The sequence below is a fragment of the Pseudomonas sp. GW821-FHT11D10 genome, assembly GCF_058808435.1.
On sequence record NZ_JBXARR010000004.1, the window covers coordinates 488,294 to 509,056 of the forward strand.

General features: G+C 55.9%; 26 protein-coding genes. 16 read left to right on the plus strand and 10 right to left on the minus strand.

The window, feature by feature from the left end; all coding sequences use genetic code 11:
* Window positions 1–30 precede the first annotated feature (30 nt).
* The gene (locus AC1RT4_RS15890) at window positions 31–321 is read left to right on the plus strand and encodes a hypothetical protein (RefSeq protein ID WP_493086202.1); all 291 of its coding nucleotides are present in this window, start codon (window positions 31–33) and stop codon (window positions 319–321) included.
* Window positions 322–383: 62 nt separating this feature from the next.
* Here AC1RT4_RS15890 and AC1RT4_RS15895 read toward each other — a convergent pair whose 3' ends face one another.
* The 3 genes from AC1RT4_RS15895 to AC1RT4_RS15905 all read right to left on the minus strand — a co-directional run bounded on the left by AC1RT4_RS15895 (window position 384) and on the right by AC1RT4_RS15905 (window position 3,638).
* On the minus strand, window positions 384–1,955 hold the full coding sequence (locus AC1RT4_RS15895) for a sensor domain-containing diguanylate cyclase (RefSeq protein WP_273900688.1): 1,572 nt from the start codon (window positions 1,953–1,955) through the stop codon (window positions 384–386).
* A 189-nt stretch (window positions 1,956–2,144) separates the two neighbouring features.
* On the minus strand, window positions 2,145–2,918 hold the full coding sequence (locus AC1RT4_RS15900) for an aldolase (protein ID WP_493086205.1): 774 nt from the start codon (window positions 2,916–2,918) through the stop codon (window positions 2,145–2,147).
* Between the two features lie 15 nt (window positions 2,919–2,933).
* Complete coding sequence (locus AC1RT4_RS15905) at window positions 2,934–3,638, minus strand: haloacid dehalogenase type II (RefSeq protein WP_493086207.1); 705 nt, start codon at window positions 3,636–3,638, stop codon at window positions 2,934–2,936.
* Window positions 3,639–3,748: 110 nt separating this feature from the next.
* On the opposite strand from AC1RT4_RS15905, the gene AC1RT4_RS15910 reads away from it, so the two are divergent.
* Window positions 3,749–4,606 carry a LysR substrate-binding domain-containing protein gene (locus AC1RT4_RS15910; protein ID WP_007955878.1) on the plus strand — a complete coding sequence of 286 codons (858 nt, stop codon included), beginning with the start codon at window positions 3,749–3,751 and terminating at the stop codon, window positions 4,604–4,606.
* Window positions 4,607–4,658: 52 nt separating this feature from the next.
* On the opposite strand, the gene AC1RT4_RS15915 is transcribed toward AC1RT4_RS15910, so the two are convergent.
* Window positions 4,659–5,318, minus strand: coding sequence for a ribonuclease T2 (locus AC1RT4_RS15915; protein ID WP_085608249.1), 660 nt, complete (start codon window positions 5,316–5,318; stop codon window positions 4,659–4,661).
* 165 nt (window positions 5,319–5,483) lie between these two features.
* Between AC1RT4_RS15915 and AC1RT4_RS15920 the strand changes: the two genes are divergently transcribed.
* Window positions 5,484–5,966: a hypothetical protein gene (locus AC1RT4_RS15920; RefSeq protein WP_085608248.1), complete on the plus strand. Its 483-nt coding sequence runs from the start codon at window positions 5,484–5,486 to the stop codon at window positions 5,964–5,966.
* Between the two features lie 6 nt (window positions 5,967–5,972).
* On the opposite strand, the gene AC1RT4_RS15925 is transcribed toward AC1RT4_RS15920, so the two are convergent.
* Window positions 5,973–6,152 carry a hypothetical protein gene (locus AC1RT4_RS15925; protein ID WP_493086210.1) on the minus strand — a complete coding sequence of 60 codons (180 nt, stop codon included), beginning with the start codon at window positions 6,150–6,152 and terminating at the stop codon, window positions 5,973–5,975.
* Window positions 6,153–6,320: 168 nt separating this feature from the next.
* Here AC1RT4_RS15925 and AC1RT4_RS15930 point away from each other — a divergent pair, with 168 nt between their 5' ends.
* The 6 genes from AC1RT4_RS15930 (at window position 6,321) to AC1RT4_RS15955 (ending at window position 11,629) form a co-directional block, all read left to right on the plus strand.
* Window positions 6,321–6,752 carry a GlcG/HbpS family heme-binding protein gene (locus AC1RT4_RS15930; RefSeq protein ID WP_493086212.1) on the plus strand — a complete coding sequence of 144 codons (432 nt, stop codon included), beginning with the start codon at window positions 6,321–6,323 and terminating at the stop codon, window positions 6,750–6,752.
* A gap of 150 nt (window positions 6,753–6,902) precedes the next feature.
* The gene (locus AC1RT4_RS15935) at window positions 6,903–8,636 is read left to right on the plus strand and encodes a copper resistance system multicopper oxidase (protein ID WP_493086214.1); all 1,734 of its coding nucleotides are present in this window, start codon (window positions 6,903–6,905) and stop codon (window positions 8,634–8,636) included.
* A 50-nt stretch (window positions 8,637–8,686) separates the two neighbouring features.
* Window positions 8,687–9,505 (plus strand): copper resistance protein B, encoded by an 819-nt coding sequence (locus AC1RT4_RS15940; RefSeq protein ID WP_493086371.1) that lies wholly within the window; start codon window positions 8,687–8,689, stop codon window positions 9,503–9,505.
* A 31-nt stretch (window positions 9,506–9,536) separates the two neighbouring features.
* On the plus strand, window positions 9,537–9,911 hold the full coding sequence (gene copC, locus AC1RT4_RS15945) for a copper homeostasis periplasmic binding protein CopC (protein WP_493086216.1): 375 nt from the start codon (window positions 9,537–9,539) through the stop codon (window positions 9,909–9,911).
* A 3-nt stretch (window positions 9,912–9,914) separates the two neighbouring features.
* The gene (copD, locus tag AC1RT4_RS15950; protein ID WP_493086218.1) at window positions 9,915–10,778 is read left to right on the plus strand and encodes a copper homeostasis membrane protein CopD; all 864 of its coding nucleotides are present in this window, start codon (window positions 9,915–9,917) and stop codon (window positions 10,776–10,778) included.
* Window positions 10,779–10,837: 59 nt separating this feature from the next.
* The gene (locus AC1RT4_RS15955) at window positions 10,838–11,629 is read left to right on the plus strand and encodes a transporter substrate-binding domain-containing protein (protein ID WP_493086220.1); all 792 of its coding nucleotides are present in this window, start codon (window positions 10,838–10,840) and stop codon (window positions 11,627–11,629) included.
* Window positions 11,630–11,632: 3 nt separating this feature from the next.
* Here the strand turns inward: AC1RT4_RS15955 and AC1RT4_RS15960 are convergent, their stop codons facing one another.
* Complete coding sequence (locus AC1RT4_RS15960) at window positions 11,633–11,842, minus strand: hypothetical protein (protein ID WP_064380963.1); 210 nt, start codon at window positions 11,840–11,842, stop codon at window positions 11,633–11,635.
* Between the two features lie 152 nt (window positions 11,843–11,994).
* Window positions 11,995–12,354 (minus strand): DUF6124 family protein, encoded by a 360-nt coding sequence (locus tag AC1RT4_RS15965; RefSeq protein WP_007955862.1) that lies wholly within the window; start codon window positions 12,352–12,354, stop codon window positions 11,995–11,997.
* A 452-nt stretch (window positions 12,355–12,806) separates the two neighbouring features.
* Here AC1RT4_RS15965 and AC1RT4_RS15970 point away from each other — a divergent pair, with 452 nt between their 5' ends.
* From AC1RT4_RS15970 to AC1RT4_RS15995, 6 genes are all read left to right on the plus strand, one after another.
* Window positions 12,807–13,352 carry a PAAR domain-containing protein gene (locus tag AC1RT4_RS15970; RefSeq protein ID WP_493086223.1) on the plus strand — a complete coding sequence of 182 codons (546 nt, stop codon included), beginning with the start codon at window positions 12,807–12,809 and terminating at the stop codon, window positions 13,350–13,352.
* A 10-nt stretch (window positions 13,353–13,362) separates the two neighbouring features.
* Entirely contained in the window at window positions 13,363–14,145 is a 783-nt protein-coding gene (locus AC1RT4_RS15975; RefSeq protein ID WP_085705145.1) for a hypothetical protein, read from the plus strand.
* Complete coding sequence (locus tag AC1RT4_RS15980; RefSeq protein WP_493086230.1) at window positions 14,142–14,498, plus strand: DUF7079 family protein; 357 nt, start codon at window positions 14,142–14,144, stop codon at window positions 14,496–14,498. The genes AC1RT4_RS15975 and AC1RT4_RS15980 overlap by 4 nt, the downstream gene beginning before the upstream one ends.
* Before the next feature lie 108 nt (window positions 14,499–14,606).
* Window positions 14,607–15,326, plus strand: coding sequence for a hypothetical protein (locus tag AC1RT4_RS15985; RefSeq protein WP_493086233.1), 720 nt, complete (start codon window positions 14,607–14,609; stop codon window positions 15,324–15,326).
* Window positions 15,327–15,451: 125 nt separating this feature from the next.
* On the plus strand, window positions 15,452–16,174 hold the full coding sequence (locus AC1RT4_RS15990) for a hypothetical protein (protein ID WP_493086235.1): 723 nt from the start codon (window positions 15,452–15,454) through the stop codon (window positions 16,172–16,174).
* 250 nt (window positions 16,175–16,424) lie between these two features.
* Window positions 16,425–17,180, plus strand: coding sequence for a DUF6602 domain-containing protein (locus AC1RT4_RS15995; RefSeq protein ID WP_159085224.1), 756 nt, complete (start codon window positions 16,425–16,427; stop codon window positions 17,178–17,180).
* A 171-nt stretch (window positions 17,181–17,351) separates the two neighbouring features.
* Here AC1RT4_RS15995 and AC1RT4_RS16000 read toward each other — a convergent pair whose 3' ends face one another.
* The 3 genes from AC1RT4_RS16000 to AC1RT4_RS16010 form a co-directional block, all read right to left on the minus strand.
* Entirely contained in the window at window positions 17,352–17,930 is a 579-nt protein-coding gene (locus AC1RT4_RS16000; RefSeq protein ID WP_493086237.1) for a hypothetical protein, read from the minus strand.
* A gap of 2 nt (window positions 17,931–17,932) precedes the next feature.
* Window positions 17,933–18,814: a DUF4747 family protein gene (locus tag AC1RT4_RS16005; protein ID WP_493086239.1), complete on the minus strand. Its 882-nt coding sequence runs from the start codon at window positions 18,812–18,814 to the stop codon at window positions 17,933–17,935.
* Between the two features lie 116 nt (window positions 18,815–18,930).
* Window positions 18,931–19,590, minus strand: coding sequence for a hypothetical protein (locus AC1RT4_RS16010; protein WP_493086241.1), 660 nt, complete (start codon window positions 19,588–19,590; stop codon window positions 18,931–18,933).
* A 171-nt stretch (window positions 19,591–19,761) separates the two neighbouring features.
* Between AC1RT4_RS16010 and dusA the strand changes: the two genes are divergently transcribed.
* A complete protein-coding gene (dusA, locus tag AC1RT4_RS16015) occupies window positions 19,762–20,757 on the plus strand; it encodes a tRNA dihydrouridine(20/20a) synthase DusA (protein WP_493086243.1) in 996 nt (331 codons plus the stop codon).
* Window positions 20,758–20,763: the final 6 nt, after the last annotated feature.

Sequence of the window (20,763 nt, forward strand, 5' to 3'; positions counted from 1 at the left end):
TCAGGTAGATCCCCTTTCCGGAGACAGACCATGATGACGCGCAAACTCACCTCGCTGTTGCTGATCGGCCTGCTGGCCAGCGGTTCGGCCGCCACCTTCGCGGCCAACGACGGCGCAGATGCCACGGGCACCAAATCCGGCTCCACCAGTGGTTCACAAATGCCGCCCGACAACACGCCGGGCTCGCCGTCCGGCGGCAGCGGCGCGGGTGGCGGCACCGGCACCAACGGCGGCGCCAGCGGTTCGGGTGCGGGAGCGGGTGGTGGCACCGGTTCGGCCGGCGGCGGTACGGGCGGTGCCGGCGGTGGCACTGGCGGCTGAACGAACAAGAGCAGGTCATGGTGAAGACCATGGCCTGTGTCTGAACCCGATCCGCTTTTTTGTCAGCGATCCGAGCGCAGCAATTCGCCGAAGCCGACGTCCATCGACAACACGGCCGCGCGATTGCGGCCGGCGTTCTTGGCCTGATACAGCGCCGCATCCGCGCGCTGGATGAACAGCTCGGGGCTGTCGTTGCCCAGCGGAATAAACGAATAGCAGCCCAGGCTCACCGTGAGATAACCGGTGGGCGAGCCACTGTGGGTGATGTGTTTGTCCATGACGCTGCGGCGGATCTGCCCGGCAATCGCCAGCGCGCCGTTGATGTCGGTGTCCGGCAGCAATACCGCGAACTCCTCACCACCGTAACGCACCGCCAGATCGGATTTGCGCTGGCAGCAGTTTTTCACCACCTGCGCGACCTGCGTCAGGCAATGGTCGCCGGCCACATGGCCGTAGGCATCGTTGTAGCGTTTGAAGAAGTCGATATCGAGCATGATCAGGCTGACCGGGCTCGACTGCCGCGCTCCCCGGGCAAACTCCACTTCCAACGAGCGCTCGAACAGGCGCCGGTTGGCCAGTCCGGTCAGGCTGTCGTGGGTGGCGATCTGCTCCAGCGCCCGCTGGGCCTTGCGCAGGTTTTTCTCGATCCGCTCGCCATCGCGCACCTGATGAATGAACACCCAGCCGAACAGCCCCACGCCAAGCATCACCAGCGCCACGATCACGCTGGACTGGAACGCCCGGTCATGCCAGCCCTGAAGAATCGTGTCCCGCGATGAAGAGGCGGACACCACCAGCGGATAACTTTCCAACTGCCGGTAACCGTAAAGACGCGTCACCCCGTCGACCACCGAATCGATCATCGCGGTGCCGGCGGAGGCATTGGGAAGCAGCTTCTGATAGATCTCGCCCTTGGCCAGCGAGGTGCCGATCAGGGCCTCGTCGAACGGCCGACGGGCGAGCAAGGTGCCGTCGGTCAGGCCGAGGAACATGGTGCCGTTGTCGTCCAGACTGAAGCTTTTGAAGAACTTGTCGAAGTACGACATCTTGATCCCGGCCAGCAACACGCCCTGGAAATTGCCGGCGCGGTCGTTGACCCGTTTCGAGATCGGGATGATCCACTCGCCATTTTCGCGGCTGCGGATCGCCGGGCCGATGTGCGCCACACCCGACACGTTCTGCTGGTGAAACTTGAAGTACTCGCGATCGGCCACACCATTGCCGCGCGGCAGATCCGGGAACGAGGTAATCACCCATTGCCCTTCGCGGTCGAACAGGAACATGCCGTGCAACTGCTCCAGTTGCTGCACTCGCCGCGCGAAGGTTCGCTGCAATCGTGGCTTCTGCGCCGCACCGTAGCCATCTTCCTGAACCCAGTCGACCAGGCTGGTCATCACCAGATCCGCCGCCAGAAAGGTGTCCTCGGCCTGCTGCGCCATCGCCCGGGTCAGGTTGGCCGAGGACACTTGCGCACTCGCCAGATCCTGACGCCGCGACTGTTCGATCTGCAAATACAGCAGACCGGACAGGCACAGACACACGGCAACGATGAACAACACCGCCGCCTTGCGCAGGGGCAAACGCTTGAGGGTGCCGCCGGGGGCCTGATGCGGATCGTGAATGGGGATAGGCAAAAGCGTGTCCTGGGCAGGTACGACAGGGGCAAAGGCCCGAAACCCTTGTTTTTTTGTGAGCGTAGCCCACCGGATTGTGTGGGGCAACCAAGTGCCACCGCGACAATCCCGACCCTGTTGCTATCGGCGCGCAGGCCAAATGGATGACCTGCGACACAAATTATTTTTGCCTGCCCGTTTTTGCCCGCATCAGCCCTGATTGGCCAACCGCCGCATCGCACTGCGCAGATGCGCCCGCGCACTTTCCGGATCGCCCTCGCGCATCTGCTCGTACGCCCGTTGCGCAACCGCGTGCGGCACCGGTTTCAACACCCGTTGCGTGGCCATCGCCAGCAGTTGCACCTGGGCGGCACGGTCCAGGTAATACAGGTCGTCCCAGGCCTCGGCGATGGTCGGCGCCGCGACAATCACCCCGTGATTCTTCAGGAACAGAACGTCGGCCTCGCCCATGACCCCGGCAATCCGGTCGCCTTCGCGCTCGTCAAGCGCCAGCCCGTTGTAATGCTCGTCCACCGCCGTGCGTCCGTAGAACTTCAGCGCGGTCTGGCTCAGCCACAACAGCGGCGGCCCCTCCAGCAGGCACAACGCCGTCGCGTTCGGCATGTGTGTATGGAACGCGACCTTCACCCGTGGCAGCCGCTGGTGCAGGCGTGCATGAATATAGAAAGCAGTGGCCTCCGGCTGGCCCTCACCGTCCACCACGTTGCCGTCGAAGTCGCAGACCAGCAGGTTGTGCGCCGTCACTTCGGAAAACGCATAGCCGTAGGGATTGACCAGAAACAGGTCAGCGTGCCCCGGCAACATCGCCGAAAAGTGATTGCAGATCCCCTCCTCCAGGCCGTGCAGCGCCGCCAGTTGAAAGCACGCCGCCAGCTCGTGACGGGCGGTGATGATGGCTTCGCTGTCGAGGTTCAACGAGGCGCAACGCGTGGGTCGGGCGCTGCCGGTCAGGGTGTGGGCCATGGCGAAACTCCTCTATTACCAGCCAAGGGACGAGAACAGCGGCAGCACTTCGTCTAGCGAGTTGAGGATCGCGTCGGGCCGATAGTCCGGCAGCAACTGACGACCGGTCCCGCGGTCGATCCATACGCAGCGAAAATGCATATCACGGGCCGCCGTGTGGTCGAGCATCGGGCTGGCGCAGATGTGCACCACCTGATCGCGGCTGACGCCCAATTGCTCATGAGCGTAGTCGAACAGCCGCGGCGCCGGTTTGTAGGCGCCGGCCTGTTGCGCGGTGATCACCCGGTCGATATGGCCACCGAGTTGAGCGACGTTGCCGGCGATGATGTCGTCATCGGTGTTGGAGACGATGCATAGCTTGAAACCCTTGGCCTTGAGCTGCGCGAGGGTCTCGACGACTTCGGGAAACGGCGGCATCTGCGGGATCGCGGTAGCCAGGCGCTGACTGTCTTCGCTGGCACTCGCCAGGCCCAGTTCTTCCAGGGCCAGTTGCAGGCCGAGGGTGCTCAGCTCACGAAACGAGCGGTGCGGCGGCGTCTGTTCCAGGCGATGTTCGTGGCGGTCGTAAACCTCGATCAGGCGCCCGGCGTCGATCCGGTGTTCGCCTTTCTTGCTGAGGATCCGCTCGGCCACGGCGCGCAGGCCTTCGTCCCATTGAATCAAAGTGCCGTAACAATCGAAGGTCAGCCATTGCGGGCGCGGTGTGTTGATCAACGTCATGGGGGCATTCCTCTGCAAGTGAGGACTTCAGCTTATGAACTGGGGGTGATAGTGTGAAATTAAATAAACAGCCGACCGTCAGTTGCCAAACAAATAACGAGAGCGCCGCCATGCTGGATCTGGAACTGCTGAAAACCTTCGTCTGCGTGGTCGATGAAGGCAGCTTCACCCGCGCCGCCGAGCGCGTCCACCGCACCCAGTCCACGGTCAGCCAACAGGTGCGCAAACTCGAAGACCTGGTCGGCCACGCCCTGCTGTTGCGCGACCGCACAGGGCTGAACGTCAGCGTCACCGAGCACGGCGAACTGCTGATCCACTACGCCCGCCGCCTGCTGGCCTTGTCCGCCGAGGCCAGCGAAGCCCTGGCCAGCGATCTGGATCTGGAAATCCTGCGCATCGGCATGCCGGAAGACTTCGACGCCCGACGCATGGCGCTGATCCTCGCCGGCTTCACCCGCAGCCACCCGCAAGCGCGGCTGGAAACCGTCAGCGGCATGAGCCTCGACCTGCGCCAACGCCTCGACAGCGGCGAAATCGACATCGCCCTGATCAAACGCGAACCCGACAGTGGCCCTGCCTGGGCGACCTGGCCGGAGCGACTGGTGTGGGTCAAAGGCGTGGAATTCGATTCATCCACTGGCGTGTTGCCGCTGGCGCTGTTTCCCCAAGGCTGCCTGTACCGACAACGGGCAATCCGCTTGCTCGACGTGGCGCAACGCCCATGGCGCGTGGCCTTCGGCAGCCACAGCCTGACCGGCATTCAAGCGGCGGTGGCCTCAGGGCTCGGGGTTTCGGTGCTGCCGGCTTCGGCGGTGTTACCGGAGCATCGAGTGTGCACGGACTTGCCGCCATTGCCGCCGACGGAGCTGGCGCTGGTCAGCCGCGAGGGGGTGTTGAGTGGATTGCAGCGGGGGTTGGTGGAGTTTTTGCGGGGGGAATTGGGGGTGGATGCGGGGGGATTTGCTTGAGGTTGATCGCAAAAAACAGGCGCCCTTTCAGGCGCCTGTTTTTTATACTCAGTTAGCGCGACGGCGGTACTCGAATATCCCCCGCCCGGCACTGGGTTTTCACGCCCTTGCCGCAGGCGCCGAATTGCAGGTCCTTGCCCATGCACACGCGCACTTCCGAGAGTTCCGGGCCGTTGCAGATGACGGCGATGCCGTCTGACGGGATGCCCGGATTGCTCCTGCGGAACAGGTCGGCAATTTCCTGCGCTTCGAAGTAATAAGAGCTACTGAATGGTTGCAGCTCTTCCGGGATTTTCACCGCGGCCACCGCCTTGTCCGCTTCGTCCAGATAGCCCATCGCGCCGAGGCCGCTGCAGGTGCCGTGCTTGCTCCATTCGTGATCGAGCAATTTTTTGGTCGGGAACAGCGTCAGGCCTTTGGCCGTTTCGGCGGCCGACAGGTTGGTCAGCGGCGGGCAGGACTCCGGCCAGCCGCCCTTGGCGTATTGCGGCCACAGGCCATGCAGGACAAAACCGTAGCCCTTGCCGGTGCATTGCGGATCGTCCTTGTGCGTCAGGCAAAAGGTCGGAGACCAGGACAACGTCAGCAGGTAGTAGTCGAATACCCCCGCCACCGATTCCGCCTTGCTGGCGGACGACTGGCGTGCCGAACTCAGGCCGATGCTACCGACCGTCAGCGCAATCAGCGCCATAATTGTAAAAAGCTTTTTCATGTTCCCGTTCCTTGGGACGCGTGCGTCCGTGGTTTCTGTGGTCCGACCATCACTTGGCCAGACGCTGATTGAGTCATGCCCGTGTTGCAAGCGCATGACGCAGGGCAAAACCTGCATTACTTTGAAAGGACTACGATGATGTTGAAATCACCACAGGGAACCGACATGAGTAAAGCAGACGAACTCGCCGCGAAACTCAAACAAACCCGGCACACCCATGCTGACGAAATCACCTGCGCCGAACTGGAGATCGATTGCTGGCCGGCTCAGGTCTACGCCTTGTATCACCGCATCGAGGGCTGGTTGCAACCGGTCACCGAGGTAGGACTGAAGATTCGGCGAAATCCTACCCATGTTTGCGAAAGTTCGCCCGATGGCGAGACCCACGACTACGCCATCGACCAGTTGATCATCGAAGCCAACCACCACAGCCTGACGTTCGACCCCATCGCCCGTTTCACCGAAGACGGCTCGGGACGTGTGCAAATCGTGCTGCCGGGGCGCGAAGCATCGCTGTTGCGCACGGTCGACGAACACGGCGAAAGTCATTGGTGGTTACAGACTCTCGAGACCGGACAACAGCTGGATGCGATTGCGTTGACGGAAAACAACCTGCTGCTGGTGGTCCAGGAAGGACTCGGTTTGTAGGATCCGTTACTGCCGCCGCGCCGAGCAATCGTCGACGATCATCCGGGAAACCGCTTCGATCATCTGCGGGTCCGCATGACTGACCGTGAACAGGCGAAACTCGGCGTCCGGCAACGTCGGCAAACCCAACTCTGTACCGAGCGCCGCCAGCCCCGGTGGATGGCGATTCGCGGGATGCGGCGTCATTTCAAACGAGGAATCCAGCCGATCAATTTACGCGGTGAAAGTACTGGACAGGTAAACACCCGTCATTTCTGACAGTAGACGGGAAAGTGCGTCAATCCTAAGTTGGTTCCAATGGCAGTGCTCCGGGATGAACTGCTGCCCCCTCTGGACGGATAAAAGGACTGAAACATGAGCACTCCACTTACCCCCGAAGACGCGTTGGACATCGTAAAAGAAGCAGTAGTAGAAGCACGACTACAGGGCTTTCAAGTCGCCGCTGTAGTTGTAGATCCGGATGGCGAGCCAATGGCTGCTTGGACGGACAAGGGGACTAGAACCGGCTCCCATACCATTGCGTACAAGAAGGCCTGCACCGCGACGCTGGAAGGCGTAAATACCCAGGATCTGGTTGCAGATCTTTCCACCCAAGGGGTGGCCGCATTCAATGCCTTTTATATGAAACACCTCACCAACGAAAGCAGGATTCTCGCGTTGAGTGGAGCGGACGCGATTGTAAAAGGCAGCATCAATTATGGCGGATTTGGTCTTAGCGGCGCTGGCAACCCGGTAGCTTCAAATCAGATAGTCAGAACCGTCCTGGTTAAACTAGGTTATCAGTAGACATCGTGAAAAACGCAGCATGAAGCCAGCGACACACGTTCACCTGACGCGCCACACTCAACCTGACACAACTGTAATCAGCACCTCAGCCAACTGAAAGCTCGCGCTGGTTAGCCTCCCCGTCATTGGTCAAACGGGGACTTCCAGCGCATGCCTTCCACCACCTCAAGACGCACTTTCGTCAAAGGCCTCGCCGCCAGCGGTCTGCTCGGCGGCCTCGGCCTGTGGCGCACGCCGGTCTGGGCCTTGAACAGTCCCGGCCAGGTGAACGAGTTAAGCGGCACCGACTTCGAGCTGTTCATCGGCGAAACCCCGGTCAACTTCACCGGCCGGCCGCGCACGGCCCTGACCATCAACGGCAGCCTGCCCGGCCCGCTGCTGCGCTGGCGCGAAGGCGATACCGTGACGCTGCGGGTGCGCAACCGGCTCAAGGACAGCACGTCGATCCACTGGCACGGCATTCTGCTGCCGGCCAACATGGACGGCGTGCCGGGCCTGAGTTTCAAGGGCATCGAGCCGGGTGGCGTGTACGTCTATCAGTTCAAGGTTCGCCAGCACGGCACCTATTGGTATCACAGCCATTCCGGCTTGCAGGAACAGGCCGGCGTCTACGGGCCGCTGGTGATCGACGCCCGGGAACCGGAGCCGTTCCAGTACGACCGCGAGTACGTGGTGATGCTCAGCGACTGGTCCGACGAAGACCCGGCCAGCCTGATGAAGACCCTGAAAAAACAGTCCGACTACTACAACTTCCACAAACGCACCGTCGGCGATTTCATCCACGACGTCGGCGAAAAAGGCTGGGGCGCCACCGTCGACGACCGCACGATGTGGGCGCAGATGAAGATGAATCCCACCGACATCGCCGACGTCAGCGGCGCCACGTACACTTTCCTGATGAACGGCCACTCCCCGGATAACAACTGGACCGGCCTGTTCCGCCCCGGCGAAAAACTGCGGCTGCGGCTGATCAACGGTTCGGCCATGACCTACTTCGACGTGCGCATCCCCGGCTTGAAAATGACCGTGGTCGCCGCCGACGGCCTGCACGTCAAACCGGTCAGCGTCGACGAGTTGCGCATCGCCGTGGCGGAAACCTACGACGTGATCGTCGAGCCCGCCGCCGACGCCTACACCCTGTTCGCCCAGGCCATGGACCGCACCGGTTACGCCCGTGGCACCCTCGCCGCCCGCGCCGGGTTGTCAGCCCCGGTGCCGGCGCTGGACCCGCGACCGCTGGTGACCATGGACGACATGGGCATGGGCGGTATGGATCACAGTTCCATGGACATGAGCGCCATGGATCACAGTTCCATGGACATGAGCGCCATGGATCACTCGAGCATGAACATGGGCCCGATGCAGTCGCACCCCGACAGCGAAAAAGACAATCCGCTGGTGGACATGCAAGCCATGACCACCGCCGCGAAGCTCGACGACCCCGGCCTCGGTCTGCGCAACAACGGTCGCCGCGTGCTGACCTACGCCGACCTGCGCAGCCCCTTCGAAGACCCGGACGGCCGCGACCCGAGCCGCACCATCGAGCTGCACCTCACCGGCCACATGGAGAAATTCGCCTGGTCGTTCAACGGCATCAAGTTCTCCGACGCCGAGCCGCTGCTGTTGAAGTACGGCGAGCGGATCCGCCTTGTGCTGGTCAACGACACGATGATGACCCACCCCATCCACCTGCACGGCATGTGGAGCGATCTGGAAGACGAAAACGGTAATTTCCAGGTACGCAAACACACCATCGACATGCCGCCCGGCACCCGCCGCAGCTACCGCGTGACCGCCGATGCGCTGGGTCGTTGGGCCTATCACTGTCACCTGCTTTATCACATGGAAATGGGCATGTTCCGCGAAGTGCGGGTGGAAGAATGAGGACGCCGACCATGACTCGATTTGCCGCGTTTTCGTTGTCACTTCTGTCGATGGCTCCGGCATTCGCCGCCAGCGACATGCAGGGCATGGACCACAGCCAGATGGCCGATCTGCAAAGCATGGATGACGGCATGATGCAGCCCGCCGCGCCGACCGAAAGTCGCACGCCTATTCCGGCGCTGACCGACGCCGACCGCACCGTCGTGTTCACCAGCCACGCCGGGCATCAGGTCCACGACAGCGCCATCAACACTTACTTCCTCGCCGACAAACTCGAATGGCAGGACGCCGACGACGCCAGCACCCTGGCCTGGGATTTGTCCGGCTGGATCGGCGGCGACATCGATCGGCTGTGGCTGCGCTCCGAGGGCGAACGCAGCAACGGCAAGACCGAAGATGCGGAAATCCAGGCGCTGTGGGGTCACGCGATTTCGCCGTGGTGGGACGTGGTCAGCGGCGTGCGCCAAGACTTCAAACCCGGCGCTCCGCAAACCTGGGCCGCGTTCGGCCTGCAGGGCATGGCGCTGTACAACTTCGAAGCCGAAGCCACGGCGTTCATCGGCGAAAACGGCCAGAGCGCGGTGCGGCTGGAGGGCGACTACGACATCCTGCTGACCAATCGCCTGATCCTGCAGCCGACCGCCGAACTCAACGTCTACGGCAAAAACGACCCGCAACGCGGGATCGGCTCGGGCCTCGCGAACACCGAAGCAGGGCTGCGTCTGCGCTATGAAATCCGCCGCGAATTTGCGCCCTACATCGGCGTGACCTGGAACCGCACCTACGGCCACACCGCCGATTACGCACGGGAAGAAGGCGAGGACCGCAGCGAAGCGCGACTCGTCCTCGGCGTGCGGCTGTGGTTCTGAATCCCACCAAAAAACAACCCAGAGGTCTTGCATGCGCACATTGAAAATCTCCCTCGTCCTCGCCAGCGGTTTGCTCCTGAGCACCCTGGCCCAGGCCCATCCGAAACTGCTGTCGTCGATCCCGGCCGAAGGTGCCGACGGCGCTGCGCCCGGCAAGATCGAACTGCGTTTTTCGGAGGATCTGTTGACCCAGTTCTCCGGCGCCAAACTGGTCATGACCGAAATGCCCGGCATGGCCCACTCGCCCATGCCGATGAAAGCCAAAGTCAGCGCCGGCAGCGACCCGAAAACCATGCTCGTCACCCCGCTCTCGCCTCTGCCGGCCGGCACCTACAAGGTCGAATGGCGCGCGGTGTCGTCGGACACGCACCCGATCACCGGCAACGTCACGTTCAAAGTGAAGTGAGCGATGGCTGAACTGATCAACATCCTCCTGCGTCTGGCGTTGTATGTAGATTTGCTGCTGTTGTTCGGGCTCGCGTTGTTTGGCCTGTACAGCGTTGACGCGGTGCTGCGGTTTCGGCCGATGCTGCGCGGGATGGCGTTGATCGGGGCACTGCTCTCAGTAGCGGGACTGGTGCTGATGACCCGCGCCATGAGTGGCGAAACGGAATTCGCGGCACTGTGGCCGCATCTGCAAATGATGGTGCTGGAAACCGACGTCGGGCTGGCGTGGGCGCTGCGTATGATTGCGCTGATCGTCGTGATGATCTCGCCGCGTTTGTGGCCGGCATCGATGGCCGGCGCCGTCGCCCTCGCCTCCCTGGCCTGGAGCGGACACGGCGCGATGGATAACGCCTGGCATCTGCTCAGCGACATCCTGCACCTGCTCGCGGCGGGTGCGTGGCTGGGCGCCATGCTCACGTTGATTTTGATGTCGCGGCTCGACGCACTGTGCAGCGAGGCGCGCATTCGTTCGCTGGCGGATTCCGTCAAACGCTTCGAAGGCGTCGGCACGGCGATTGTGCTCATCCTCTCGGTCACCGGCGTGGCGAATTACCTATTCATCGTCGGCCCGACACTGGGCGAAATCCTGCTCGGCACCTACGGGATTCTGCTGGCGATCAAGGTTGCGTTGTTCGGGGGCATGCTGGTGCTGGCCGCGTTGAACCGCTTCCACCTCGGGCCGCTGCTCGAACACTCGTTGCGCGCCGGCCAGCATCAAGTGGCGGCAAACGCCTTGCGCCGCAGCGTGGCATTGGAGCTGGTGATTGCGCTGTTGATCGTGGGACTGGTGGCGTGGCTGGGCACGTTGAGCCCGGAGCCGGGATGACACCCGGCAAACGCATTCACTACACTGGCCCGCACTCCCACTGCACAAGCCCGATCTCCATGACAATTCGAAAAAGCACGATGATCTTCTGCGGCCTGCTGGCCATGGCCGGCGGCGCCCAGGCACAAGAACTGGCTTCGCACCTCGACACCATCCAGCAACAAGGCCAGTTGCGCGTCTGCACCACCGGCGACTACAAACCCTACACCTTCAAACGCCCGGACGGCGGATTCGAAGGCATCGACATCGCCATGGCGCAATCCCTGGCCGACAGCCTCGGCGTCAAGGTCGAATGGGTACAGACCACCTGGAAAACCCTGATGCCGGACATGCAGGCCAGCAAATGCGACATCGGCGTCGGCGGCATCTCGGTGACCCTCGAACGCCAGAAAAAATCCTTCTTCAGCAACACCCTCGACGTCGACGGCAAGATCCCGCTGGTGCGCTGCGCCGACCAGTCCAAATACCAGACCATCGAGCAGATCAACCAACCGAACGTGCGCCTGGTCGAACCCGCCGGCGGCACCAACGAAGCCTTCGTCCACGCCTTCCTGCCCAAGGCGCAACTGGCGTTGCACGACAACGTGACGATCTTCGAACAGCTGCTCGACAACAAGGCCGACGTGATGATCACCGACGCCTCCGAAGCCCTCTACCAACAGAAACTCAAACCCGGCCTGTGCGCCGTCAACCCGAGCCAGTTCATGCAATACGGCGAAAAAGCCTACCTGCTGCCGCACGACGACATCAGCTGGAAACTCTACGTCGACCAGTGGCTGCACCTGAGCAAAGTCACCGGCAAATACCAGAAAGTCCTGAGCGAATGGATCGCCGTACCCGCGGCCCAGTAAACCTCAGTCGTCATGCATCAGGCCGGAGCTGTACTGGTTGAAACTGTTACCGATATTGCTCCCGCCGAACTTCAACGTATTCACGTTCCGCGCCTCCGGCGACTGACAGTCGCTGGAGAAACAACTGGTGGTCGTCAGGCCACCGGAGCCGGAGCAGGCGCTTAAAACCGAGACGGTTGCGACGATCAACAGCGCTTTGAGTGGATTGTTCATGGTGTGTGGCGCTCGGGTGGGATCGGGATCTTGTAGAGGGATCGTAGGCCGGCGCGGGTGGTGGGACGATGAAACTTGCGGGGGTTTCAGCGTGGGTTCAGGTTGAACCCACGCCTGACGATCAACCCTCCGCGACAGAGGGGTGCCCGAATCTACTTCGGCTCGACGTTATCCAGCGCCTGATTCACCGCCAAAGACCCCAACATCACCAACTGCGCAATGCCGATGGCGGTTTTGCGGTGGGCGGGTTCCAGGGTGGCGGCGAAGTTGTTGAGCATTTCGGAGGCTGAACCGAGGGATTCGCTGGCGTTGGCGAGTAGGGATTCGGTGTCGTAGGCCGGGTTGGCGAAGTACATCGGGTCATGTTGGGTGTGGCTGCCCATGATCCGTTGCTGTGGGGTGAGGTAATGATCGAGGGCGCGCTCGGCGGCTTCGTTCAGGGTTCGTGAATCGGGGAATTTGTAGGGGGAAACCGGATCGGTTTCTGGTGGGTTGGGTGTTGGTTTGAACATGGATGAAACTCCTAACACTTTTAGTGAAGGCTTCACCCTTTCGCTACCAAACGAAGGGTGGCGGCCATGAACAGGTTGGTAGACCGGGTGTTAGGAGCCGGCGCGCCCGAAGACGCCCTGTACATGACCACCATAGACCCCGACCGAGCACGACCGGAGACGATGACGCTGTACATCTAACACACGGGCTACCAAACCCGATCACTGGTTTTCAGTGACCCGAGAACGATAAAAGCCACGGGGTAGACGCACAAGCCGGCGGATTCTGTCTTAGGTGTAGGGGGTGGCGCAAGGTTGTGTAGGGCCGAAGTAGTGTCAGAGAGCTTCGTTTAAACACACTCAGATTTTGCTGTTTAGATAGACGACCAACACCGGGCACGTCGCCGTCAGTCACCCACCAAAGCAACTCTGATACAGTCGGTGCCAGCTAATCCGTTGACAGGGAGTCAAACATGGCAAAGCCCGCTGCACGCATCACCGATCCCACCAGTTGCCCCATCCCCGGACACGGTCCCAAAGCCATTGCCTCTGGATCCCCCGACGTGTTCTTCGACGGACTTGCCGCCGCCCGAAAAGACGACACCTGCACCTGCGGCAGCGCACTGGCCTCCGCGGTGTCCAGCACCGTATTCATTAACGGCAAGAATGCCGCGCTGGTTGGCACAGTCGGTTCAGATGGAGACGTTGTGATCGGAGGATCGGGAACGGTGATTATTGGTGATTCACATACGCCTGCGCCGTTTACGCCACCTACCCCGTTGATCATTCATCCTGGATGGATCAGCTTCACCATTCCTGGCTCTGAGTCCTACTTGGGCATGAACTGCATTGCTCACTTCGAAGATGGTTCGACCCAATCCGGAAATTTTGATATCACCAACACTGTGAAATTTCTCAACATCCGTGGAAAAGTCTGCCAAAAGCTAGAGTTCGGCTCTCAAGAAGAACCACCAACTGGCTCAATTTTCGACACGCTATTCAATGCATCATTGAAATAAGGATTGTTTCATGACTGAGCCATTGCTCGTAACGGGAAGCTACGTTGTCCAGAAAGCACACGAGCTTGAAAATTCGCCATTGGACATGGCGATTGCGGGTATGGAGGGAGCCGCCACTAGATTTTCTTTAGATGCCATATCAGATGCAAAAGTACGCAGCAACTACATGAGCAACATCAAGCGCATGTCAGTGGAAACAAAAGCCGAAGTCGCCGCAGGAAGGCTGAGTGCCCAAGAAGGAGCAGCATTTTGCCAGGAAATGCGAAATAGAATCTTGGTCGAGCATCGAAAGTTCACCTCGGCACAAGGTGTGGCTTTCGCTGAGCGGAAGAAAAGACTTCCTCCGACATTGCAAGATACGCTGGACAAATACGCATTAAAAACGGCAAACGTCGAATACAACAAATTGACTCCAGAACAAAAGAGCAAAGTCTATTACGAGATTCTGGACTCAGCGGGCCGTGATAACGCACCAGTAAGCAAGGGAACTCAAAAATTAAGAATAATGGGAAAGGTCGGCCTATTGGTCACTGCGACTTTCGCCGTATATGAAATCATGAACGCAGACAACAAAGTAAAGGAAACGGCCCGACAAGGCATTATCATCGGCGGAGGTGCTGCTGGCGGGGGATTGGCAGGCTTGGGCGTCTCCGCATTTTGCGGTCCTGGCGCCCTTGCTTGCGCTGTGGCAATCGTTCTCGCGGGAAGTATTGTGGGAGGAATTGCTGGCAGCGCAGTAGCCGACACCTTTGATGAAGAACTGGAGGAATTTTCCAAATGGGAAGTTCTATGACAAAACAACAAAGAGCGGATGTGCGCTGGGCGTTGTCGGATGCCTTTGTTGATAACGAAGTCGACTATGCTGCGATTGCGCTAAGGACAAGAGAATTCGATCGAGATGAAGTGAAGCGCATACTCTTTGATGAGGTGGCACCTGTTTGCCACTCAAACCTTGAAAGTACACTTCCAACCATATGGCTTTGTTTCAACAGGCAGGAATTGGAAGATGACATTGAAAAAATGCTGGGAGCAAAAAAGAACAGCTGGTTCAAAAGAAAAGCCAACACCTTATTAGTGACATGGCTGAAGAACAGATACAAATACATCTGGACAGAAATAGAAAAGCAGTATCAAAACATAAGCTAATAACAAAGCGTCGCGACTGGAGCGGTTGCATCACCCTTTTTTTCTTGAGCTATACTCGTAAGCGAACACACAACCAAGTAAAAACATAATTATCTTAAGGACTGATACATGAAGGGAAAAACCATCGCAACTTTTCTTGCATGCTTGCTACTCGCCGGTTGTTCTGACCCAAAGCAAACCAAACTGCCCGCCGATATCAGTAAATGGTCAGAGGACAAAGGGCTAATGGAAGCTGTCGGCAAACTCGATGAAAACGATAGAAAACTGTTTGGTGGCTATGCTGCCCGGCAAGTGGTGGCCAGCACATTTGGCGGTAGCAAAGTTGTAGCAGACTCAACACTGGGTGATGCTCTGAAAACACAACAGGCCTGGATCGAAGCCAAAGCTGCCGAAGCGGAAAAACAAAAAGCCTTGGCCGAGCAAGTAAAACAGCAACAGCTTGTGGCACTGAAAGAAATGAACGGAACGCTTACAGCGTCCCTTCTCAAACTTAAACTGAATCCCGCCGACTATAAAAACAAGCAATACAGTGAATATTTTTCAATTGAAATTGCTCTACACAACAATACAACTGAGGCCCTATCTGGCGTAAAGGGAACAATCGTACTCAGCGACATGTTCGGCGACCCTATAAAAAGAATTGGCCTCACCAACGACATCCAAATCGACCCAGGTCAAACGTACATCTATAGCGGGACAATGGATTACAACCAATTTCAGGCTGCCGATAAGAAGCTGGCTGTTTCCGATACTGAGAAAATGAAATTTGAATGGGTACCTGACACTTATATTTTCACCAGTGGAAAAAAGCAAACCATACCAAACTGACACTAACAGAAAAAAGGGGCAGATTAACAGCAACTTAAAAACTCATAACAAGATTAATCACCCCCGTTATTGCTCCTTGTTCAAGCCGACCAATATAACTTAACAAACACAGGCTAGAAATATAAATGTTAAACACCGGAATATTCATATTCTCCTTTTTTGCCTATGGTTTAATAACCTATCTTTTCAAGCTAGCTATTTATAGATATTCAGAATTTAAAAAACCACCTCTCCCTGCCTGGAAAGAGGGACAAGAATTAGCACTAATCTTTAGTCCTGACTTGTGGTGGGCCTTCAGATTCAAAAATTGCATATACGACCCTGAGCCTGAAAAAATAAAAACACATTGCAAGAAATTCGTACAACGCAACAATGCATTCAACTTTTACTTTAGCTTTTCCTTCGGCTTACTAACACTAATTATTGGCAGCTCTTTTCCCATATCGTATTTCGGACAGCTACTAATATGTCTTTCGATTATCCGATTCATCTCTAGAAGCTACGAAATTACTTATGCCTTTACAAAAGATGCATTTCAAGATCCAGAAATAGCATCAGCTACAAACCTTAGCAGTAAAGAACGAATCAAGCTTGCGATGAAAAGCTATATCGAAATCTATTTTTACTCAGCACCGGCATATTTAATACTTACCAAAGGCTTCGACCCATGGGCCGCCATTAGCCTTTCACTCAACGTAGGGACTCTAACAAACGTAGGTCTTGCATTCTCTGACGTATGCAAAGGATTCGGAACAAACATTATATTTCTTCAAGTATTCACGACATTAAGTCTTGTAATTTTCAGCCTTGCGATGTATCTGGCTCGCACTGAAAAAAATCAAAATTAAATCCCTTTTAGCTTTATAAAAATCATAAAAGCAGGACCCAAAAAATGGAAAAAACAGTTAGACCAATCCGCGACGATTACGTGGCATGATGCGGAAAAAAGACCGCGAAGCGAGCAATTTAAAAGGCCAAAACATGGTGACTGATTTATTTCCACATAGCCTTTAAAAGAAACAAACTCGCCCCTTCTCCCTCTTTCTGAAAAGTTTTAATATAGAGTTATACATTGGGATGTTTTTTGGATGAAGAATAATGAGAACGACCAAGCACTTTGACTACATTGTTAATCGAATCGAATCAGCCAAAAAAAATGCGGACAGTTTAGCATCTGGAATCGGGCATCATGGAATAGCAGGAGAAATACGCGAAATTGCAGCGAAAGAGTGTATAGAACCATTTCTCACACAAAGCTATCAATGTGGAACGGGAAAAGTTATCGATTCACTTCAAAGTCTGAGCGATCAGCTTGACTTAATTGTCTACCATAGAAAAGTTGCCCCACCCATTTTGGTGGGTAGAGATCTTGGACTGTATCCGGTGGAATGTGTTCGTTATGTCTTTGAGATAAAGTCGACACTTAATGCGCGCGAGATAAAAGATGCAAATAAAAAATTTAGATCCGTAAGTAAACTTCTATCATTCCCTAAAACGGGGCAGGATAGCTCAGTCAAGGGTGGTCCTCTTCCGACAACGGTTCTACTGGCTTTTAGCACTGACATTACTAGCTCAGAGATAGAACGCTATAAAAAACATACCGCCGATGAACACCCACCCTGTACAGTCCTTTGCGTTTTAGGTAAAGGTTACTGGTTTTATGACGCAGCGACGAAAAGTTGGTACGGCCTCGAATCAAACAATAACTACCCTCCCTTCTTTGAATTCAGCATGTTTATTACGGGACTTATGAATACTCTATCAGGCGAGGAGACATCCATTAGGCCATTCAATCCCGGATCTTATATAAACGTGGACGACATCATCTTATCAGCACTAAAACCCTCTCAATAAAAGCCCGAGGCATATTTCTTGCTGCTTTAAATATGGGTCGACCTTGAAAAACGGCATACCAAAAAAAAAAAAACGGATTTATTCCAGGCATGGATGCATCACATCGAAAATAAATCCGTTTCCTTTTTCCTCTTCGCTCATAAAACACTTACCCCCACACCAGGAACACACTTAATCTTTTCGATCAGCAGAATCTTGCACACACTTCTCAACGTAGAACTCATACCACCGAGTAGCACGAAATATTGCAAACACCGCACTGAATATTTGGACCATGGAATACATATATATAAAATAACCAACAAACCAGGCGATTCTATTCAAGACAAAAACCATGCTGTAATATATATCAGGCATACCATCTACTTGAAAAAAAGCCGACTTCACTGTTAAAGCGACTATTACAGCAACCGCTTGAGTTAGAATAAAATGAACAAAAGCAGAAACCAATGCCATGAAAGGAGAAACATCAGACTTCCCTTTTCCAGCAAGCATTTTGCTGAAGCCCGAATCCATCCCTAAAAAAACTGCGAGACCAGCCAGAGTAAAACCTAAAATAGTGGGAACACTGGCTATTACTACATCCCACCACCCCGAATGGTACCAAGCCCCGAAATTTATAACTGTTAGCGCTAACGCTACATATAAATAAGTAGAGCTGAAAAGTGCTGTGCAGCCACCATAAGCTGCCCAGTACTTCCCCCAAATAGACTTAACACCTATATAATCCGCCCTCAGCCTCTTCAACATGATTACCTAGTAATCTCGCGATGAATTTCAACCACCTTATCATAGAAAGCGTCAAACTCTGAAGTAAGATTTGGATTGTACTTCGCTGTTTCGTGCAAAGGCATATCTTTCGTCGACAGATATTTTTTCAACCCGTCATCACTTTTGCCTTCAACATATACAAATCCATTATCATTCGCCACGCTTGCCAGCGCCTTAACATATGGATCTGGGCGTAACCCCTCACTACTCGCCTCCATGAACTCAATTTTCTCTGTTCGAGCATTCACTCTGTTAAGCCTCTCAAGAATTTCTGCCTCTACGTCTTCTAGATCATCTGGATTTGGCCGATCGATCTCCATCTTCAAAATTGAGATGCGCTTCAGAGAAAAGAGTTCTTCAAGGCCATTAGGGTCGGGCTGAACCGTCACTTTTAACGAGCCAAATTTAGCAAATGCATCGCGAGAAAAAACGGTCTCAAAAAAACGTTTTACAAGACCTGGCGATAAACTTTGACCAGTCTTCGAACTTACAAAATAAAATCGATGGCCTTTAGGAAAAAACACGTACTGGAATTTTTTAAAATGCGGCTTCAGGTTATCCGGTATATTAATTTCCGCCACTTCATCCTCAGTAGCCTCGTCCATATTTTCTGTATTGAACCATGCATCAGTCGCATCCAGCTTCAGAAATTTATAAATATCACCACGCACACCCTTTATTGGATTTTTTGGATCGAGATATCTACAAGATCCTAGCAATACGGCATTATCGCCGTGAACCTGGGCTTCATACTTAAATCGTGCCATTTTCTGCAACATTGTTATATACATCTGCGGAGAATGCGGCTGCAAAACCAAATTAAGCGCGCCAATATGTATAGCAGAACTTCTAACCCTAGCCATAAATTACCTTTATTTGATACTAAAAAGTTGGGGAAGATTTATTTACCTCCTTCCAGAGAAAATTAATCCGCCCTCCCTCATCACCTCAGCTTGCTACTAAGCAACCAACCAACTTACTAAAACGACTCAACCGGCTTCTTCGCCTCAGCCAAAATCTTATTCGCCTCTAACCGCGGAAACGTAAACCGAATAATCATCCCCGAATCCGCACCTTGCCCCGCCATCACCAACTCAGCTGACCGAGTATTCTCCGGCGCAGCAGCCAACGCACTAACAGCATTGGTTTGCCCTTTAGCGTTCAACCCTTCAAGAAACGTATAAGTCAGATTCCCCGACGCCAGACCAACCTGCTCAAAATTGGATATCTTCGTCGTCAGCTCTTCAGTGCTTCTCGACTTTCTCGCGGTATCAAACATATCCAGGATGGATTTCTCATCGCTCATGGAGACCAGCGTGAATGATTTGGAAAGCCCCGCGATGGCTTTGACATACAGGTTCTGATCAAACGGGCTGATGAGTGAAACCATCATCAGCTTGTCACCGGAAAATATCAGCGCGACGGTGAATTTCTCTTCCAGGAAATCCACATCGTCGATGCACCTCGCGGTTCCGCCGACGTCTTCGGAGCAATCGTAATAACCGGCCGCTTCGGTGAATTTTGCGAGTGGAGTTTGGTAGACGTAGTTTTTGAACAGCTTTTCTTCGGCGAAAGCCCCTTGGGCGGAGGCAAGCAGGGCGCCGGCGACGAGAACAGATGACGCGAGTTTTTTCAGCATGGGATCCCTTCCTCACTCTTATTGATAGCCCGATGCTATCAGTCCATTTCATGGCTGTCTTGCTTAATCCCACACTTGATGAGGTTGTATTTCCGCCGGATATCACTGAGCCCGCCCGGTCATTCCTGATAAACTCCCCCACCTCCCAGCCACACCGATTCCGTACCCCCAATGCCCCCAATCACCGCCACACCCGCACCACTCTCCCGCCGTTTCTCCGTCGCGCCGATGATGGATTGGACTGACCGCCATTGCCGGTACTTCCTACGCATCCTGTCGAAAAACGCCCTGCTCTACACCGAAATGGTCACCACCGGCGCTCTGCTGAACGGCGATCACGAACGTTTCCTCCGTCATAACGAAGCCGAGCACCCGCTGGCGTTGCAGTTGGGCGGTAGTGTCCCGCTGGACCTGGCCGCTTGCGCGCGTATGGCGCAGGAGCACGGTTACGACGAGGTGAATCTGAACGTTGGCTGCCCGAGTGATCGGGTGCAGAACAATATGATCGGGGCGTGCCTAATGGGGCATCCGCAGTTGGTGGCGGATTGTGTGAAGGCGATGCGTGATGCGGTGTCGATTCCGGTGACGGTGAAGCATCGGATCGGGATCAATGGGCGGGACAGTTATGAGGAGCTGTGCGATTTCGTTGGCACGGTGCGGGATGCCGGGTGCACCAGTTTTACGGTGCATGCGCGGATTGCGATTCTGGAGGGGTTGTCGCCGAAGGAGAACCGTGACATTCCGCCGTTGCGTTATGACGTGGCGGCGCGGTTGAAGGCGGATTTTCCGGAGCTGGAGCTCATTCTGAACGGCGGGATCAAGACGATGGAGGCCTGCCATGAACATTTGCAGACCTTTGACGGCGTGATGCTGGGGCGCGAGGCGTATCACAATCCTTATCTGCTGGCCGAGGTGGATCAGCAGTTGTTCGGCGGTACCGCGCCGGTGATCAGTCGGGCCGAGGCGCTGGCGCAGTTACGGCCTTATATAGCCGAGCATTTGCTGGCCGGCGGCGCGATGCATCACATCACCCGGCATGTGCTGGGCCTGGGCACCGGTTTCCCGGGGGCGCGCAAGTTTCGTCAGTTGTTGTCGGTGGATATCCACAAGGCCAAGGATCCGCTGGCGTTGCTGGATCAGGCGGCGGAGTTGCTGGCCGGGCGTTGAGACCCG

Excerpts from the sequence above, each read along its gene's own strand:
- AC1RT4_RS15910 (WP_007955878.1), top strand. The coding sequence starts at position 3,749 with ATGCTGGATCTGGAACTGCTGAAAACCTTCGTCTGCGTGGTCGATGAA.
- AC1RT4_RS15905 (WP_493086207.1), bottom strand. The coding sequence starts at position 3,638 with ATGACGTTGATCAACACACCGCGCCCGCAATGGCTGACCTTCGATTGT.
- AC1RT4_RS15925 (WP_493086210.1), bottom strand. The coding sequence starts at position 6,152 with ATGACGCCGCATCCCGCGAATCGCCATCCACCGGGGCTGGCGGCGCTC.
- AC1RT4_RS15940 (WP_493086371.1), top strand. The coding sequence starts at position 8,687 with ATGGCTCCGGCATTCGCCGCCAGCGACATGCAGGGCATGGACCACAGC.
- AC1RT4_RS15900 (WP_493086205.1), bottom strand. The coding sequence starts at position 2,918 with ATGGCCCACACCCTGACCGGCAGCGCCCGACCCACGCGTTGCGCCTCG.
- AC1RT4_RS15920 (WP_085608248.1), top strand. The coding sequence starts at position 5,484 with ATGAGTAAAGCAGACGAACTCGCCGCGAAACTCAAACAAACCCGGCAC.
- AC1RT4_RS16000 (WP_493086237.1), bottom strand. The coding sequence starts at position 17,930 with ATGTTGAAGAGGCTGAGGGCGGATTATATAGGTGTTAAGTCTATTTGG.
- copC (WP_493086216.1), top strand. The coding sequence starts at position 9,537 with ATGCGCACATTGAAAATCTCCCTCGTCCTCGCCAGCGGTTTGCTCCTG.
- AC1RT4_RS16010 (WP_493086241.1), bottom strand. The coding sequence starts at position 19,590 with ATGCTGAAAAAACTCGCGTCATCTGTTCTCGTCGCCGGCGCCCTGCTT.
- AC1RT4_RS15890 (WP_493086202.1), top strand. The coding sequence starts at position 31 with ATGATGACGCGCAAACTCACCTCGCTGTTGCTGATCGGCCTGCTGGCC.
- AC1RT4_RS15915 (WP_085608249.1), bottom strand. The coding sequence starts at position 5,318 with ATGAAAAAGCTTTTTACAATTATGGCGCTGATTGCGCTGACGGTCGGT.
- AC1RT4_RS15960 (WP_064380963.1), bottom strand. The coding sequence starts at position 11,842 with ATGAACAATCCACTCAAAGCGCTGTTGATCGTCGCAACCGTCTCGGTT.
- AC1RT4_RS15975 (WP_085705145.1), top strand. The coding sequence starts at position 13,363 with ATGACTGAGCCATTGCTCGTAACGGGAAGCTACGTTGTCCAGAAAGCA.
- copD (WP_493086218.1), top strand. The coding sequence starts at position 9,915 with ATGGCTGAACTGATCAACATCCTCCTGCGTCTGGCGTTGTATGTAGAT.
- AC1RT4_RS15980 (WP_493086230.1), top strand. The coding sequence starts at position 14,142 with ATGACAAAACAACAAAGAGCGGATGTGCGCTGGGCGTTGTCGGATGCC.
- AC1RT4_RS15990 (WP_493086235.1), top strand. The coding sequence starts at position 15,452 with ATGTTAAACACCGGAATATTCATATTCTCCTTTTTTGCCTATGGTTTA.
- AC1RT4_RS15995 (WP_159085224.1), top strand. The coding sequence starts at position 16,425 with ATGAGAACGACCAAGCACTTTGACTACATTGTTAATCGAATCGAATCA.
- AC1RT4_RS15955 (WP_493086220.1), top strand. The coding sequence starts at position 10,838 with ATGACAATTCGAAAAAGCACGATGATCTTCTGCGGCCTGCTGGCCATG.
- AC1RT4_RS15930 (WP_493086212.1), top strand. The coding sequence starts at position 6,321 with ATGAGCACTCCACTTACCCCCGAAGACGCGTTGGACATCGTAAAAGAA.
- AC1RT4_RS16005 (WP_493086239.1), bottom strand. The coding sequence starts at position 18,814 with ATGGCTAGGGTTAGAAGTTCTGCTATACATATTGGCGCGCTTAATTTG.
- AC1RT4_RS15970 (WP_493086223.1), top strand. The coding sequence starts at position 12,807 with ATGGCAAAGCCCGCTGCACGCATCACCGATCCCACCAGTTGCCCCATC.
- AC1RT4_RS15965 (WP_007955862.1), bottom strand. The coding sequence starts at position 12,354 with ATGTTCAAACCAACACCCAACCCACCAGAAACCGATCCGGTTTCCCCC.
- AC1RT4_RS15935 (WP_493086214.1), top strand. The coding sequence starts at position 6,903 with ATGCCTTCCACCACCTCAAGACGCACTTTCGTCAAAGGCCTCGCCGCC.
- AC1RT4_RS15985 (WP_493086233.1), top strand. The coding sequence starts at position 14,607 with ATGAAGGGAAAAACCATCGCAACTTTTCTTGCATGCTTGCTACTCGCC.
- dusA (WP_493086243.1), top strand. The coding sequence starts at position 19,762 with ATGCCCCCAATCACCGCCACACCCGCACCACTCTCCCGCCGTTTCTCC.